The following is a 16,508-nucleotide window of genomic DNA, read 5'->3' as shown; positions in this document are numbered from 1 at the left end:
TCCATGACGGAGGAGATCACCACGCTGACCGGCCAGGCCCCGCCCCCGGTGCGGGACTGGCCCGCCCTCGACCTGGACGGGACGGACTTCGACCCGGTTCTCGCCGGGCTCATGCGCGAGGGGCCGCTGACCCGGATCCGGCTGCCGTTCGGCGAGGGCTGGGCGTGGCTGGCCACCCGCCACGCGGACGTGAAACTGATCACCAACGATCCCCGCTTCAGCCGCGCCGAGGTGACGGAACGTCAGGTGACGCGGATGGCACCCCACTTCAAACCGCGGCCCGGTTCGCTCGCCTTCGCCGACCAGCCCGACCACAACCGGCTGCGCAAGGCCGTCGCCGGGGCCTTCACCGTCAGCGCGATGAAGCGGCTGCGGCCCCGCGCGCAGGAGATGCTCGACGCGCTGGTGGCGGACGTGGTGCGGGACGGGCCGCCCGCCGACCTGATCGAGCGGGTCCTCGAACCGTTCCCGATCGCCCTGGTCAGCGAGGTCATGGGCGTGCCGGAGGCCGACCGGGAGCGGGTGCACTCCTGGACCCGGCAGATCATCTCCACCTCCGGCGGGGCCGAGGCCGCCGACCGGGCCAAGCAGAGCCTCTACGGGTGGATCACGGAGACGATCCGCTCCCGTGCCGGCGCCGCCGGCGAGGACGTCTACGCCCTGCTGGGCGCCGCCGTGGCGCGCGGCGACCTCGGGGAGACGGAGGCGGTCGGTCTCGCCGGGCCGCTGCAGATCGGCGGCGAGGCCGTCACCCACAACTGCGGGCAGATGCTCTACCTGCTGCTCACCCGGCCCGGGCTGGGACGGGCGTGGCGGGAGCGGCCCGAGGCGCGGGGCGCCCTCCTGGACGAGCTGCTGCGCTACGTCCCGCACCGCAGCTCCGTCGGCCTGGCGCGGATCGCCCTGGAGGACGTCGACCTGCACGGGCACCGCATCCGCGCGGGCGACCCGGTGTACGTCTCCTACCTCGCCGCCAACCGCGACCCGGACGTCTTCCCCGAGCCGGACCGGATCGACCCCGGCCGTGCGCCGAACCCGCACCTGGCCTTCGGCAACGGACCGCACCACTGCACGGGGGCGGTCCTGGCCCGCCTCCAGACCGAACTGCTCCTCACCACCTTGCTGGAGCGCCTGCCGGAGCTGCGCCTCGCCGTCCCGGCCGACCAGGTCGCCTGGCGGCGCAGGACGATGATCCGGGGGCCGCGGACCCTGCCCTGCACCTGGTGAACGGGGCCCGCGGCGCGGTGTTCAGGCCCGCAGCCACTCCGTGACGACCACGTCCCGGCCCGTGCGCAGCCGCAGTGCGAAGGGGCCGGACAGGGGCGTGTCGGCGGTGAAGCGGCCCAGGTCGTCCGCCATGAGCGGGGCGCCGGGGCGGGGGCCGCACAGGACCTCGACTTGGGCGGGCCGGGGTGGCAGCACCTGGCCGATCAGGCCGTCCTCGGTGACCTCGACGTCGACCGTCACCTCGCCCGCCCGGAAGGTCAGCATCCGGGGGGCCGCGTGGGCACCCCGGACCGGGAGGGCGTCGACCAGGGAGTCGAAGGTCAGCTCGGCGACCCGGGCGTCCAGGTCGTGCAGCGTGTAGGCGTCGACGGCCAGTTGCTGCAGTTCCGCGGGGACCGGGTCCAGCACGGCGGCTGCCCCCCGCAGCTCCTCCTCCAGCAGCCCGTCGTCGAACTCCGCGCCGTCGAAGTCCTCCGCGCCGAAGAGGTCCTCGCCGTCGCTGCCGTCCCCGCCGTTCACGGCGTTCGCGTCGTCCCTGCCGCTCACATCGCCCCCCGCGCCTCGAGGCGGGCCCGCAGCCGGCGCAGGCAGCGCTGCCGCAGCGGCCCGATGCTGCCCACCGCGATGCCGAGCGCGGCGGACACGTCCTGGTAACTGGGCGGCGGCGTGGCCATCAGCACCCGCAGCAACTGCCTGCAGCGCTCGCCCAGTTCCTCGAACTCCTGCCACAGCCGCCGCACGCGCTCGCTCTGGGCGGCGGCCTCCTCGGAGTCGAGCAGCGACTGTTCCGGCGTGCCGTCCTCGCTGACCCGGTCCAGCAGCCGCGGATCGTCGGTCAGGGTCAGTCGCTGCGCGCTCCTGATCACTTTCAGGCACTCGTGACGCGCGGTGCTCGCCAGCCACGCGCCCGCCTTGTCGGGCTCACGGATCCGCCCGAGGTGCTGGGCGAAGCGGAACCACGCGGTCTGGTACACCTCGTGGGCGTCCGCTTCGGAGAGCCGGTGGGCCCGCACCACGGACCACACCAACGGGCTCAGCCCTTCGACGAGCGCCTTCCAGGCCGCCGCGTCGCCGTCGGCCGCGGCCTGGACGAGCGCGCCGGCATCAGTACGGTCCACGGCAGCCCCACCCCTCGTGTACGGCAGGTCATCGTACGCCGCGACGGGGGCGGCTCCGGCCCTCACAGGCCCGGAGCCTGGTGCACGACCGGCACCGGGCGCCAGGTCGGCGGCCGCAGGGCCGGGACGGACTCCCCGCGCACTTCGGCCAGTTCCGCCCCGGCGGCCAGGAGCCGGCGCCGGGCGGCACGCGGATCGGTCTCCTGGTGCGCCGTCATGTGCGCGGCGACCAGGCCGGCGGTCACGGGGGTGGCGAAGGAGGTGCCGCTCCACTGGGCGTACCCCTCGAACATCACCTGGTCCGGCTTGGCGGCGTTGCCCTCGTCGCTCAGGACGCCGCTGTGCCGCGGGTGCCGGCAGGTGCAGTCGTAGGTGAAGCCGTAGCGGCAGGCGTCGTAGGTGGAGTGCTGGTAGACGTACGGGACGGGCGCGTCGAAGCCGGTGAGGGCGCTGGTGAGGCGCTCGCCGGGGGCGTAGACCCGCACCCAGGGGCCGTGGTTGGTGAAGCAGGCGCCGTGCTCGCCGTCGCTGCGCAGCGCGCCGACCGAGAGCACCGAGTCCTCCCAGCCGGGCAGGCCGGCGTAGGCGGCGGGCCAGAAGGGGGCGGCGCTGCCGTTGTTGCCTGCGGCGGCGACCAGCAGGGTGTGCCGCGCGCGCAGTTCCCGCATGAAGTTCTCCACGCCGAGCAGTCCGTCGGTGCGGCCGTTGGAGGTTCCGGCGGAGAGGCTGAGCACGTCGGGCCAGCCGTCCGCGTCGACGGCTTCGAAGAGCTTCTCGCCGAACTCGGACTCCAGGATGGCGCCCGCGTCGTTGAGGGTGCCGCGGACGGTGATGTCGGTGTTGGGCGCGACGGCGGCGACGAGCCCGGCGATGAACGTGCCGTGGCCGACGTACTGCTGGAGGACGCCCTGTTCGTCGCACTCCTGGACCTGGGCGTCGCCGTGGGTGTGGGCGAGCAGGCCGCAGGAGCGGTAGTCGTGCGTGAGACCGGTGTCGACGACGAGGACACCGACGGCGGTCGCCGGGTCGTGGGGGGTGGCGGCGGGCGCCGGGTTGGGTGGTTCGCTGAGCGGGACGGGGACCGGTTCGTCGCCCGGGCAGGCGTTGACCGCGATGTGCACCACGTGGTTGCGGGCGGCCATCCGGTGCCCCGCGCGCGCCTCGCGCTCGCGCACGGACCGCAGGGCCCGCGCGACGGCCCGGTCGGTGCCGCGGTGTCCCTCACCCGGGTCGCCGACCCGGATCCGGGTGACGCCGCTGCGGTTGGCCGCCGGGCCCGCCCGGCGGATTTGCTCCTGGTCGAGGTCGGGCGCCGCCGTGAAGTGCGCCCGCACGGTGTCCTCGACGATCTGCGCCTCCTCGCCGTCGCGGACGAGGACGACGCCCTTCTCGTACATGAACTCGGCCGAGTCGTCGGGCCCCATCGCCAGGGGGACGCCGGGCATCGAGCGCTGGATCTGCTCGAACTGCTCGTGGAATCGCTGAGGTGCCATGGCGTGTCCTCCCGTGGGTGCGACGGCGTGGCCGTGCGCCAAGCGGTCGTCGGCTCTCCTGGACAAGAGTCGCCGGGCGGGCATTTGATACAGCGCCGGACCTGTGGGGTGCCGTTCCCTGCCACTACCATCCGGAGCGTGACGGCGGGAAGCGACTCGGTGCTGGAACTGCTGCCGATGGTGTTCGCCGACCCGGGCGAGGCCCTCGCGCGGGCCCGGGCGCTGCTGGACGCCGATCCCGCACCGCTGCACGCCTCCGTCGCCCACCAGGTGATCGGCATCTGGCAGCGGGACTTCGGCGATCTGCGGCTCGCGCTGCACCACCTGCGGCGGGCCCGCGAGTCGGCGGCGCGGGCCGGCTCGGCCGACCGGGAGGCGGACGTGCTGGCCACCACGGGCGTGGCCCTGGTGCACGCGGGCCGTACCCGGGAGGGCCTGGCGGCGTTCGAGCGGGGTGTGGCGCGGGGCGGCGGGCTCACCCGGGCGCGGGTGCTGTACCGGCGGGCGTACGTGTGGTGGGTGCTCGGCCACCACCGCGAGGCGCTGGAGGACGTACGCCGTGCCGTGCCCGTGCTGCGGCAGGCGGAGGACGTGATCTGGACGGCCCGGGCGCTGACCCTGCGGGCGACGGTGCACCTGGCGCTCGGCGCGGTGGAGCGGGCCGAGGCGGACTTCACCGCGGCCGAGGCGCTGTGGGAGACCACCGGCCAGGAGCACGACAAGGCCGACGCGGTGGAGAGCCGGGGGCTGGCCGCGTTCCGCTCCGGGGACGTGCCCGCGGCGCTGCGGCTGCTGGACGAGGCGGAGGAGCGCTACGCCCGGCTGGGCACGCCGACGTTCATGCTGAACATCCGGCGCTGCGAGGTGCTACTGGCGGCCGGGCTGGCCCCCGAGGCGCTGGCGGAGGCGGACGGCGCGATCGGGAAGCTGGACGGGATCGGCGGGCAGTCCACCCGCAAGGCGGAGCTGCTGCTGGCCGCCGCGCGGGCCGCACGGCTGGCCGGGGACCCGCACACCGCGATCGCCCGGGCCGCCCTCGCCGTACGGCTGTTCGCGGGGCAGCGGCGCACCTGGTGGGAGACGCACGCCCGGCTGGTGCTGACCGAGGCGCGGCACGCGGCCGGGCGCGGTTCGGGCCGGCTGGTCGCGGACGCCGCCGCCGTGGCCGCGAAGCTGGCGTCCTTCGGCGCTCCGGCCGCGCCGGAGGCGTCGCTGCTCGCGGGCCGCATCGCGCTGGATCTGGGCTGGACCGCGGACGCGGAGCGGCATCTGGCCACCGCGGCGCGCAGCCGGCGCAGCGGGCCGCCGCTGGCGCGGCTGACGGGCTGGTCGGCGCAGGCGCTGCGGGCCCGGGCCGCCGGGTCGGCCCGGGGGGTGCTGGAGGCATGCCGGCGGGGACTGGACGTGCTCGACGACCACCGGATGACGCTGGGCGCCTCGGAGTTGCGGGCCCGGGCCACCGAACAGGGCGCGGAACTCGCGGCGTTGGCACAGCGAGCCAGCCTGGTCTCGGGCGGGCCGCGGCGGTTGCTGGTGTGGAGCGAGCGCTGGCGGGCCACCGCGCTGGCCACGCCGCCGACCCGGCCGCCCGCCGATCCGGAGCTGCTGAGCGGCATGACCGCCTTCCGGGAGATCGCCGCGCGGGCCGAGGCGGCGCGGATGGAGGGCCGGCCGGTCGTGGCGCTGGAGCGGGAGCAGCGGCGGCTGGAGCGGGTGATCCGCTCCCGGACCCTGCACATGCGGGGCGAGGCGCCCGGGGGTGGTGACCGGTTCGACGTGGGCCGGCTGCTGGCGCAGCTCGGCGACGCGACGCTGCTGGTGGAACTCGCCGTACTGGACGGGCGGGTGCAGGTGCTGCTGTGCGGGCGGGGGCGGGTGCGCCGGTTCGAGGCGGGGCTGCTCGCGGAGGCGGAGCGGGAGGCCGAGCACGTGCAGGCGGGGCTGCGGCGGCTGGCGCACCCGGGGGCGGACGCCCGGCTGCCGGTGGTGGAGGCGGCCGGGCGGCGCCTGGAGGAGCTGCTGCTGGGGCCGGCCGCGGCGCGGCTCGGCGGCGGACCGGTGGTGATCGTGCCGCCGGGGCGGCTGCACCGGGTGCCGTGGGCGCTGCTGCCGTCGCTGCGGGAGCGGGTGCTCAGCGTATCGCCGTCGGCGGGCAGTTGGCTGCGGGCCCGGGAGACGGTGCCGCCGCCGGACGGCCGGGACGTGCTGGTGCGCGGCCCGGGTCTGGCGTCGGGCGGCACGGAGGTGCCCGAGCTGGCCGGCCGGTATCCGGGCGCGACCGTCCTGGAGGAGGCGCGGGCGTGCGTGCCGCGGGTTCTGGAGGAGCTGGACGGGGCGGCGCTGGCGCACATCGCCGCGCACGGCACCTTCCGCGCGGACAGCCCGTTGTTCTCCGCGCTGCGGATGGCGGACGGGCCGATCGTCGTGCACGACTTCGAGCGGCTGGACCGCAGCCCGTACCGGATCATCCTGTCCTGCTGCGACACGGCCCGCTTCGCGTCCGTGGGCGCCGACGAGCTGCTCGGCCTGGTGACCGCGCTGCTGCCGCTGGGGACGGCCGGGGTGGTGGCGTGCAGCGCGCCCGTCAACGATGCCGCGGTGGTGCCGCTGATGCTGGCCCTGCACAAGGGCCTCGGCGCGGGCCTCAGCCTCGCGGAGGCCCTGCGCGACGCCCGGGCCGCTCTGCCGGGCGACGCCCTGCACCAGGCGACGGGGTGGGCGTTCTCGGCGTTCGGGGCGGCTTGAGGCGGGTGAGGCGGTCCGGCGGAAGTTCCGCCCGGGCAGGTTCCCTCAGGGCCCGTCCGGTGCGGCCGCGCCGGGCGTACGAGGAGCCCGGTGCGGTTCTCGTGGAGGTGGGGGCGGCCCGGCCCGTCCCCTGTCCGGGTCGGGCCGCCGGTTCGGGAGGCGCTAGGCCGGCTGGGCGGCGGGGGTGTCCGTCAGCCAGGGCAGGGCGGCGCGGTCGCTGGCGCCGAGCCGTGCGTAGGCGCCGTACAGGTGGTTGCCGACGGTGCGGACCGACAGGGTGAGGCGTTCGGCGATCTGCCGGTTGCTCAGGCCCGCGGCGGCCAGGGTGACGATCTGCCGCTGCCGCGCGGTGAGTTCCCCGAGGACCAGGCCGGACAGTGCCGGGGTCCGGGCGCCCTCGCAGCGCCGGGCCAGGGCCACGGCCCGGGTGCGGGAGTGCCGGGCGGCGCGCGGGTCGCGGTGCGCTCCCACGGCCTGGGCGTGCGCCTCGGCGGCGAACAGCGTGAAGCCCCGCCGTTCCAGTTCCCCGGCCACCTCGTCCAGGGCCGGGCCGTCCGCCCGGGTGAGCGCCCCGGCGTGCCGGGCGAACACGCCGCTCAGCCGGCCGGCGGCCTGCTCGGGGGCGCCGAGCCGGACGGCGTCGTACGGGTCGGCGAGGTCCGCCGGCGCGATGTCGCCGCCCCGGCCCTCGAACGGGTCGCGGGACCGGGCGAGTTCCTCCCGGCAGGCCGCGTGCCCGGGGTCGCCGCGCAGGCCCTCCCCCGCCCAGGCCGCGGCCTGCCTCACCTCTCCGCGCAGCCGGGCGAACCGGGCCCGTACGGCGGCGTACCCGCCCGGCAGGGCAGCGCCCTCGGCGACCAGCCACTCCCCCACCGGCGTCGGCACCGCCCGTACGTCGTCCCGGTCGATCCGGCGGGCCAGCGCGGCCCGCTCGGCGTCGAGGGCCGCGGCCAGGTCCCGCGGGGCCCGGGACAGCCGGCGTGCCCGCAGCCGGCCCGCCGTGGCGCGGAGCACCGGGCCGTACAGGGGGTGGGCGAGGCGCACGGCACCCGTGTCGTCGACGGCGATCAGCCCGTCGGACTCCAGCACTTCGAGGACCGCGAGGTCGAGGCCGTCCGCATCCGGCGGCAGGGGTTCGGCGAAGGCGAGGCGGTCCAGGGTCTCGCGTTCGCGCGGGCAGGCGCGGCCCAGGACGTGGGCGGTGCGTTCACGGACGGCCGGGGTCAGCGGCACCGGGCCCCGCCAGGCACGTTCGCCGGTGCCCGGTACGGGGGTCAGCCGGGCGCGGACCGCGCCGAGCAGGTCGCGCAGCAGCCGCAAATCGCCCCGGGCCAGGTGCCGCAGCCGATGCCCGGTGAGCGGGTCGAGGGGGCCGGCGCCGGCCGTGAGCAGCTGGGCGGCCGCTTCCTCGGGCAGCCGCTCCAGGGTGAGGCGGGGCAGCAGTTCGCCGGTCCACAGCCGGCAGACCGCTCCGGGCACCGGGGCGCCGTCCGTGGCCACGACCAGCAGCCGGACGCCGCCGTCGACGGCGAGTTGGTGGACCAGGGCGGCGGAGGCGTCGTCGAGGTGCTGGGCGTCGTCCACCAGCAGGGTGCGCACGCCGGACAGGAGCCGGACGGCGCGGTGCAGGCCGGCCGGCTCGGGCAGCAGGTGCGCGAAGGCGGCCAGGGGGATGGACCGGCTCTCGGGGGTGCCGGCCGCCCGGACGCAGTCGGTGCCGCGGACCGCCTCGGTGGCGAGGCGGGTCTTGCCGCAGCCGACGGGGCCGGTCACCACGATGCCGCGGCGGCTGCCGGTCAGCGACCGGCGCACCAGCTCCAGTTCGTCCTCCCGCCCGGCGAACGGCCAGGGCAGCTCCAGCGTCGTCGTGTCCCTCTCGTAAGTCGTCACACAGACATGAGCGCGGCTACTCAGGTTTGATACAGGGCGACTTGAGTAGCCCTCGACTCAGGTGCCCGGCCGGGCCGCACGGCAGGCTGTGGCCCATGACCGCACGCTACTGCTCGCTGGCCCAGGCGCCGGCGCCCGCCTTCGCACCGGGGCTGGCCGCCGAGCGGCTGAGCGCGCTGCGCGGCGGACGGCGGATGTGGGTCAACGGCACGGTCCTGCACTACTGGTTCTTCGACGGCGACGCGGACGCGTCCGTCATCCCCGTGCCGGGGACGGGGATGACGCGACGGGTGCCGTGGGCCGGTGCCGAGGAGCAGCGGGCCGTGGTGCGCGGGTGCTTCCGCCAGTGGCAGGACCTCGGCATCGGGATCTCCTTCGCCGAGGTGGAGGACCGCTCGGAGGCGGAGCTGCGCATCGGGTTCCAGTCTGGCGGCGGCTCGTGGTCGGCGGTGGGCCGGGACGCGCTGCTGGCCGGTCGGCACGAGCGCACCATGAACTTCGGCTGGGACCTGACCGGGCCCGGGGGGCGCGGGACGGCCCTGCACGAGATCGGGCACGCGCTCGGCATGCTGCACGAGCACCAGAGCCCGTTCGCCGGTCTCCACTGGGACGACGAGGCCGTGTACGCCGAACTGGCGGGCCCGCCCAACCACTGGAGCCGGGAGCGGACGTACCGCAACATCCTGTGCAAGCTCGGTCCGGACGAGGTCAACGGCTCCGTCTGGGACCCGCAGTCGATCATGGAGTTCGCGTTCCCGCCGGGGCTGGTCCTGGAGCCGGAGCGGTACCGCGGGGGCATCGACCCGCCCGGCACGCTGTCGGCCGCCGACAAGGAGTTCGCGCTGCGCTGGTATCCGCCGGCGGACCGGGAACCGCCCGCGCTGGTGCCGTTCCGCTCGGTGCCGCTGGGGCTGGGGCCGGGTGAGCAGGCCGACTTCGTCGTCGACCCGCCGGAGACCCGCACGTACACGCTGGGCACCTTCGGCGACGGCGACGCCGTCGTGGTGGTCTTCGAGGAGCGGGACGGGGAGCCGCGGTACCTCGCCGGCCGGGACGACGGGGGGACGGCGCGGAACGCCACGATCGGTGCCCGGCTCGTGAAGGGCCGCCGCTACGTCGTCCGGGTTCGCCTGTACTCCGCGTGGGGTGCCGGCGAGACGGCGGTGATGTGCTGGTGACGGCACGCGTCCGCCGCACGGACACCTGAGCCACAGTCCGGCACCGGGGGAGCGGTCGGGGACGTCGCCCATGGGGGTGGGTGACGTCCCCGACCACGCCACGCGTTCCCCGCCCGGCGGCTACGACCGGTGGGCCGTGCGCCGCCCGGCGTCCACCGCCGCGTACAGGTCGCGCCACGCGGCCGCCAGCCGACCGGTGCTCTCGGCCTCCAGCTTCCGGGCGACCTCGTCGCCGTCGACGCCGAGGCGCTCCAGGCGTTCCCACACCTCGACGGCGGCGCGGTGACGGCCCATCAGCGTGTCGCCGCACAGGGCGAGGCGGCGGGCGGCCGCGTCCAGGGTGGGCAGGGTCATCGAGGTGATCGTGCCCCAGGTGACGAGCCGTTCCACGTACCGGGTGGGGGACGCGGACGGGTCGCTGACGGTGGTGGACGCCCACATCAGCCGTTGCGGATGGCCCCCCGCGGCGGCCAGGGAGCGCCAGTCGCCGCCGCCGAACCAGTCGTCGTAGATCTGGTACAGGTGGCGGGCCCGTGCCAGAGCGGCCTCGCCGCGCAGCGCCAGGGCCTCGGGGGTGCCGAGTTCCTCGAGCCGCGCGTCGACCTCGGCGTCCAGCGGGCCCACCGGCAGGGAGACGACCGACGACAGCGCCGAGAGCCGCCGCCCCTCGGCCAGCGCCCGCCGGACGCCTTCCACGTAGGCGCCGAGTGCCTCGCGGTAGCGCGCCACCGAGAAGACCGCGGTGACGTGGACCGGGAAGCCCTCGCCCACGCACTCCCTGATCGCGGCGATCCCCTCGGCGGTGGCGGGCAGCTTGACCATCGCGTTCGGCCGGTTGACCGCGCGCAGCGCCTGCTCCGCCTCCGCGACAGCCGACTCGACGTCGCACGCCAGGTGCGGGTCCAGGTCCATGGACACCAGGCCGTCCAGGCCGCGCGTGGCCTGGTACACCGACCGCAGTTCGTCACAGGCCCAGCGGACGTCGTACGCGGCCACCGCGCGCACGGCGTCGGCGACGCAGATGTCGTCGGAGGCCAGGTCCGCCAGCTGTTCTCGGTAGGCGTCGTCGGTCTCGACCGCCGCGGCCAGGGCGGCCGGGTCGGAGGTCGCGCCCCTGACGCCCGTGCGTGCGACGAGACGGGTGAGGCGGCCGGAGGCCAGCTGGCCGCGGCTGAGCCCGTCCAGCCAGGGCGAGACACCCTCCGCGACCAGTTCGTCCAGCTCCAGCACGCCCGGTTGCCCCAGCCGGTCCGACATGGCGGGTCGTCACTCCTTGCCGACAAGTCACGTGTTCAAGCGTCACCGCCAGATTATTCGCATGCACCGGAGATGAACTACGGGTGACGTGGCACATTGGCGCAAAGTGGGTCGGACATCGACTTGATGAAGTAGCGGCTATTTGACGAAGTGCGCCGCTCGTCATTGGGTCGGCCTTCGCTTTCGATACAGGATCGGAGCGAAGAGCCGGCCCCGTGGTCCGGCACGGCCACTCCGTCTGCCGAGGGAGCACCGCGTGCACGACCCACACCGCCGTCCTCGACGGCCCTGCACGGGATCTGTCCGCACCTCTGCCGCCGACCGGCGCCGGGAGGCTCGCCACCTGGGCGAACAACCTGTTTTCTGTCACCGCGCCCGGTCGCGGCCGCCCCGGGGCCGGCGCGCCAGGGGCCTGTCGGCCCCCGGCCGGGCCGGGCCGCGCACGAGCCCGTGACGGCCGTCGGGGTTTCCCGGCCCGCCGCCGGCGGCGGATGAGCGGGAAAGCGCCACTTCGGGGCCGATAACGCATTTGCGGGGCGGCGCGATTGCGTGCCCCGGCGCCGGGTTCGCCGCAAAGCGAGCAATTTCCGCCCGTGGCGTTCCCACGTCCCAAACCACGACGAGAGCCATCACCAGAGCCATCACCACGGCTATTACGCGTGCCGAACAATGCGGCGGTCGTCGCGCTCCGGCGCGCGGACGGGCACCACCCGCACGGACCCGCGGCGGCGCCGCTCGTGCGGTTTGTCCGATGACCGGCGGCCCCGGACCCACCACGGGTGCGTCCCCGGCCCCGCCGGCCCACGTCCGAGACCCGCGCGGCTGCGCAGTCACGGGGTTTTCCCTGCCCCGGCGATGGCGCGCCGGAGTCATGCCATTCGCCGAAGGAGACACCAGTGGACGACGCTCTGCTCGACATCCAGGACAAACCGGCCAGGCAGCAGCCCGAGTGGGGGGATGCCTCAGCGGTGCGGCAGGTGGTGGACACGCTGTCGCGCCGCCCGGCCCTCGTCGACGCGGGGGACGTCGACACGCTGCGCTCGCTGCTGGCGCGGGTCACCCGCGGAGAGGCCCTGGTCGTCCAGTCCGGCGACTGCGCCGAGGACCCCGCCGAGTGCACACCCGGTTACGTCGCCCGGAAGACGGCCGTGCTGGACCTGCTGGCCGGCGCGCTGAAGATGATCACCCACAAGCCGGTGATCCGCGTGGGCCGCATCGCGGGTCAGTTCGGCAAGCCCCGCTCCAGTCCCACCGAACTGGTGGGCGGTGTGGAACTTCCGTCCTACCGGGGCCACATGGTCAACGGCCCGGAGCCCGACCCGGAGAGCCGGCGTCCGGAACCCCGGCGCATCCTGGCCTGCTACGAGGCGGCCGACGAGATCATGGTCCACCTGGGCTGGCGGGACGCCGGACGGCGGCACGCCATCGAGCCGCCCGTGTGGACCAGCCACGAGGCGCTGATCCTCGACTACGAACTGCCCATGGTCCGCCGGGACGAGCGGGGGCGGCTCGTCCTCACCTCCACGCACTGGCCCTGGATCGGCGAGCGCACCCGCCAGCTCGACGGCGCCCACGTCGCCCTGCTGTCCCGGGTCGCCAACCCGGTCGCCTGCAAGATCGGCCCGAAGGTGACGACGGAGCAACTCCTCGGGCTGTGCGAACGGCTCGACCCGGACCGGGAGGAGGGCCGCCTGACCCTCATCGCCCGCATGGGCGCCGCCACCGTCGCCGACCGGCTGCCGAAGCTCGTCGCCGCGGCCCGCGAGGCCGGGCATCCGGTGATCTGGCTGACCGACGCCATGCACGGCAACACCGTCACCTTGCCGGGCGGCCTCAAGACGCGCTTCCTGGAGACGATCGAGCGGGAGATCCAGGAGTTCCAGGAGGCCGTCCGCTCCGAGGGCGGTGTCATCGGCGGGCTGCACCTGGAGACCACCCCGGACGACGTCACCGAGTGCGTTCCCAACGACACCTGCGTCGATCACGTCGCGGACAAGTACACGTCCTACTGCGATCCGCGCCTCAACCCCGGCCAGGCCGTCGCCGTGGCCTCGGCCTGGCTCGGCTGACAGCTCGGCCACCCACCCCGGACGGCCCGGGGCACGGCCGTCGGGCAGACACGCAGATGAGGAGGTCTGGAAGATGGACGGAAAGGTCGCACTCGTCACCGGGGCGGCGGGCGGCATCGGCGAGGCGGTGGCCCGCTCCCTCGGTGAACGCGGCGCGGTGGTGGCGGCCGTGGACCGGGACGCCGACCGGCTGCGGCAGGTGGTGGAGAAGCTGCGCGCGGACGGCCTGGAGGCACTGGCCCTGCCCGCCGACGTCACCAGCAGCGCGGAGGTCGACGCCGTGGTACGGGAGGCCGAGGAGCGCCTCGGCCCGCTGGAGTACCTGGTCAACGGCGCCGGCGTGCTGCGTCTGGGCACCGTGCGCCACCTCACCGACGAGGACTGGACGACGACGTTCGCCGTCAACGCCACCGGCGTCTTCCTGATGTCGCGGGCCGTCGTCAACCGCATGCTGCCGCGCCGGCGCGGGGCGATCGTCACCGTGGCGTCCAACGCCGCCGCCACCCCGCGGGTGCAGATGGCCGCCTACGCCGCGTCCAAGGCGGCGGCGACCATGTTCACCAAGAGCCTGGGCCTGGAGGTCGCCCGCGAGGGCATCCGCTGCAACGTCGTGGCACCGGGCTCCACCAGCACCCCGATGCTCACGTCCATGTGGCACGACGAGTCCGGCCCCCAGCACACGGTCGAAGGACGGCTGGACGCCTTCCGGGTGGGCATCCCGCTGGGCAAGCTGGCCCGCCCCTCGGACGTCGCCGACGCCGTGGTCTTCCTGCTGTCCGACGAGGCGTCCCACATCACGCTGCACGAACTCACCGTCGACGGCGGCGCCGCGCTCGGCGCCTAGGCCCTCAAGTCCCCACCGACGTCAGGCGACCAGGAGAACGAGCCCATGGCAGGCATACCCGAGATCACCCCCTATCCGATGCCGACGGCCGGCGACCTGCCCGGCAACGTCGCCCGCTGGTCCGTCGACCCGGACCGCGCCGTGCTGCTGGTCCACGACATGCAGCGCTATTTCCTGCGGCCCCTCCCCGACGGCCTGCGCGGCGAACTCGTGCGCAACGCTCGGCTGTTGCGCGACCACTGCGCCGGACTCGGCGTGCCGGTGGCGTACACCGCCCAGCCGGGCGGCATGACCGACGAACAGCGGGGCCTGCTGAAGGACTTCTGGGGGCCGGGCATGCGCACGGCCCCCGCCGACCGGCAGGTCGTCGACGAACTGGCCCCGGCCCCCGGCGACTGGCAGCTCACCAAGTGGCGCTACAGCGCCTTCTTCCGCTCCGACCTGCTGGAGCGGATGCGCGCCGCGGGCCGGGACCAGCTGGTGCTGTGCGGCGTGTACGCCCACGTGGGCGTGCTGATGACGGCCGTCGAGGCGTTCACCCACGACATCCAGCCGTTCCTGGTGGCCGACGCGACGGCCGACTTCTCCGCGTACCACCACCGGCTGGCCCTGGAGTACGCGGCGCAGCGCTGCGCCGTCGTCGTGACCACCAAGGAGGTCCTGGCATGACCGGCACCGTGAGCGGCGACCTGCTCGGCCGGATCCTGGGCGAACGGCCGCCGGCCGCGTACGCCCTCATCCACCGCCCCGGTGCGACGGGCCCGGGCGTGCTGGACGTCCTCGTCGGCGAGACCACCGAGCCGCGCACCCTCGCCGAACTCCCCCTGCCCGACGCCCCGGAGACGGCCGGCGGCCCCCGCCACGAGCTCCTGGCCCTCGTGCCCTACCGGCAGATCGCCGAGCGCGGGTACGACTGCCCCGACGACGGCACGCCGCTGATCGCGATGAGCGTCACGGGCCAGGCCACCGTGCCCGTCGCCGAGGTGCTGACCCGCGTCCCCGACCTTCCCGTGGAGCTGTCCGGCGGCCGCTTCGACCTCCCGGACGAGGAGTACGCCGCGACCGTCCGCCGGGTCGTCCGGGACGAGATCGGCACCGGGGAGGGCGCCAACTTCGTCATCAAGCGCACCTACACCGCCGACATCACCGGCTACACCCCGCACCACGCCCTGGCGGTCTTCCGGCGCCTGCTGCAACGCGAGAGCGGCGCCTACTGGACGTTCCTGGTGCACACCGGCTCCCGCACGCTCGTCGGCGCCACTCCCGAGCGGCACATCAGCCTGCGCGCGGGCACGGCGGTGATGAACCCGATCAGCGGCACCTACCGCTACCCCGCCACGGGCCCGACCCTGCCGCAGGTGCTCGACTTCCTCGCCGACCGCAAGGAGGCCGACGAGCTGTACATGGTCGTGGACGAGGAACTGAAGATGATGGCCCGGATCTGCGAGTCGGGCGGCCGGGTGGTCGGGCCCTACCTCAAGGAGATGGCCCGCCTCGCCCACACCGAGTACTTCATCGAGGGCCGCAGCACGCGCGACCCGCGCGACATCCTGCGCGAGACCCTCTTCGCCCCGACCGTCACCGGCAGCCCGCTGGAGAACGCCTGCCGGGTCATCAACCGGTACGAGCCGGAGGGCCGCGGCTACTACAGCGGCGTCGTGGCGCTGATCGGCCGCGACGAGCACGGCGACCGGGCCCTGGACTCCTCCATCCTGATCCGCACCGCCGACATAAACGGCACCGGCCGGCTGCGGATCGGGGTCGGCGCCACGCTCGTACGGCACTCCGACCCCGCGAGCGAGGTGGCCGAGACCGCGGCGAAGGCGGCCGGACTGCTCTCGGCCATCGAGGGCGACGGGCCCTCCCGCTTCGCTGACCACCCGCGGGTCCGGGCGGCACTGGAGCGGCGCAACGCCACCCTCGCCGGCTTCTGGCTGGCCGGGGACGGCCAGGAGGAGCGACCGGATCCGCTGCTCAGCGGCCGCCGGGTCCTGGTCGTGGACGCCGAGGACACCTTCACGTCGATGCTCGACCACCAACTGCGCTCCCTGGGGCTGCGGGTGACCGTCCGCCGGTTCGACGAACCGTACTCCCCGGACGGCTACGACCTCGTCGTCATGGGGCCCGGCCCGGGCGATCCGCGCGACGTCGAGCACCCCAAGATCGCCCACCTGCGCGCGACGGTGCGCACCCTGCTGGACGAACGGCGCCCGTTCCTCGCCGTCTGCCTCAGCCACCAGACGCTGTGCACGCTGCTCGGCTTCCCGCTGGTGCGCCGGGTGGTCCCCAACCAGGGCGTGCAGCGGGAGATCGACCTGTTCGGCACCCGGGAGCGGGTCGGCTTCTACAACACGTTCGCCGCCCGCGCCGAGGAGGACAAGGCCGAGTGCGAGGGGGTGGGCGTGGTGGAGGTCAGCCGCGATCCCGACACCGGTGAGGTGCACGCCCTGCGCGGCCCGCACTTCGCGTCGATGCAGTTCCACGCCGAGTCGGTGCTCACCCAGGACGGCGTGCGCATCATCGGCGACCTGATCAAGGAGGTCCTCCCCGGCGTCGAGGAGGCTCCCCCGAGCGCGACGGGAAAGGAGCGCGGCACCGTTGAGCAGGTTGCGCTGGCTGACCGCGGGTGAGTCCCACGGTCCCGCACTCGTGGCGACGCTGGAGGGTCTTCCCGCCGGTGTGCCGAT

General features: G+C 75.0%; 12 protein-coding genes and 1 pseudogene. 8 read left to right on the top strand and 5 right to left on the bottom strand.

What is annotated here, in order from left to right:
* Nucleotides 1-3: 3 nt before the first annotated feature.
* A complete protein-coding gene (locus AC07DA_RS27995; RefSeq protein ID WP_479130975.1) occupies nucleotides 4-1,227 on the top strand; it encodes a cytochrome P450 in 1,224 nt (407 codons plus the stop codon).
* A gap of 21 nt (nucleotides 1,228-1,248) precedes the next feature.
* On the opposite strand, the gene AC07DA_RS27990 is transcribed toward AC07DA_RS27995, so the two are convergent.
* The 3 genes from AC07DA_RS27990 to AC07DA_RS27980 form a co-directional block, all read right to left on the bottom strand.
* The gene (locus AC07DA_RS27990; protein WP_479131101.1) at nucleotides 1,249-1,746 is read right to left on the bottom strand and encodes a hypothetical protein; all 498 of its coding nucleotides are present in this window, start codon (nucleotides 1,744-1,746) and stop codon (nucleotides 1,249-1,251) included.
* A gap of 23 nt (nucleotides 1,747-1,769) precedes the next feature.
* A complete protein-coding gene (locus AC07DA_RS27985; RefSeq protein WP_479130974.1) occupies nucleotides 1,770-2,345 on the bottom strand; it encodes an RNA polymerase sigma factor in 576 nt (191 codons plus the stop codon).
* A gap of 62 nt (nucleotides 2,346-2,407) precedes the next feature.
* Complete coding sequence (locus AC07DA_RS27980; RefSeq protein WP_479130973.1) at nucleotides 2,408-3,838, bottom strand: S8/S53 family peptidase; 1,431 nt, start codon at nucleotides 3,836-3,838, stop codon at nucleotides 2,408-2,410.
* 177 nt (nucleotides 3,839-4,015) lie between these two features.
* On the opposite strand from AC07DA_RS27980, the gene AC07DA_RS27975 reads away from it, so the two are divergent.
* On the top strand, nucleotides 4,016-6,583 hold the full coding sequence (locus AC07DA_RS27975; protein WP_479131100.1) for a CHAT domain-containing protein: 2,568 nt from the start codon (nucleotides 4,016-4,018) through the stop codon (nucleotides 6,581-6,583).
* A gap of 162 nt (nucleotides 6,584-6,745) precedes the next feature.
* Here the strand turns inward: AC07DA_RS27975 and AC07DA_RS27970 are convergent, their stop codons facing one another.
* On the bottom strand, nucleotides 6,746-8,473 hold the full coding sequence (locus AC07DA_RS27970; protein WP_479130972.1) for a LuxR family transcriptional regulator AbsR2: 1,728 nt from the start codon (nucleotides 8,471-8,473) through the stop codon (nucleotides 6,746-6,748).
* Nucleotides 8,474-8,568: 95 nt separating this feature from the next.
* On the opposite strand from AC07DA_RS27970, the gene absR1 reads away from it, so the two are divergent.
* Nucleotides 8,569-9,651 (top strand): beta-glucuronidase AbsR1, encoded by a 1,083-nt coding sequence (gene absR1 / locus AC07DA_RS27965; protein ID WP_479130971.1) that lies wholly within the window; start codon nucleotides 8,569-8,571, stop codon nucleotides 9,649-9,651.
* Between the two features lie 120 nt (nucleotides 9,652-9,771).
* Here absR1 and tal read toward each other — a convergent pair whose 3' ends face one another.
* Entirely contained in the window at nucleotides 9,772-10,908 is a 1,137-nt protein-coding gene (gene tal, locus AC07DA_RS27960; protein ID WP_479130970.1) for a transaldolase, read from the bottom strand.
* 896 nt (nucleotides 10,909-11,804) lie between these two features.
* Between tal and AC07DA_RS27955 the strand changes: the two genes are divergently transcribed.
* From AC07DA_RS27955 to AC07DA_RS27935, 5 genes and pseudogenes are all read left to right on the top strand, one after another.
* Entirely contained in the window at nucleotides 11,805-12,977 is a 1,173-nt protein-coding gene (locus tag AC07DA_RS27955; RefSeq protein ID WP_479130969.1) for a 3-deoxy-7-phosphoheptulonate synthase, read from the top strand.
* A gap of 73 nt (nucleotides 12,978-13,050) precedes the next feature.
* Nucleotides 13,051-13,821, top strand: a complete 771-nt coding sequence (locus AC07DA_RS27950; RefSeq protein ID WP_479130968.1) for a 2,3-dihydro-2,3-dihydroxybenzoate dehydrogenase — start codon at nucleotides 13,051-13,053, stop codon at nucleotides 13,819-13,821.
* Between the two features lie 45 nt (nucleotides 13,822-13,866).
* Nucleotides 13,867-14,490, top strand: coding sequence for an isochorismatase family protein (locus tag AC07DA_RS27945; protein WP_479130967.1), 624 nt, complete (start codon nucleotides 13,867-13,869; stop codon nucleotides 14,488-14,490).
* Nucleotides 14,487-16,451 carry an anthranilate synthase family protein gene (locus AC07DA_RS27940; protein ID WP_479130965.1) on the top strand — a complete coding sequence of 655 codons (1,965 nt, stop codon included), beginning with the start codon at nucleotides 14,487-14,489 and terminating at the stop codon, nucleotides 16,449-16,451. Before AC07DA_RS27945 ends, AC07DA_RS27940 begins: the two co-directional genes overlap by 4 nt.
* Nucleotides 16,420-16,508, top strand: a pseudogene (locus AC07DA_RS27935) (chorismate synthase); the annotation flags it as partial. The gene AC07DA_RS27940 and the pseudogene AC07DA_RS27935, both read left to right, overlap by 32 nt.

Source organism: Streptomyces sp. NPDC044921 (genome assembly GCF_056432865.1).
Note: the sequence above shows the minus strand (reverse complement) of the source record. Positions and strands in the feature narration are given on the sequence as shown.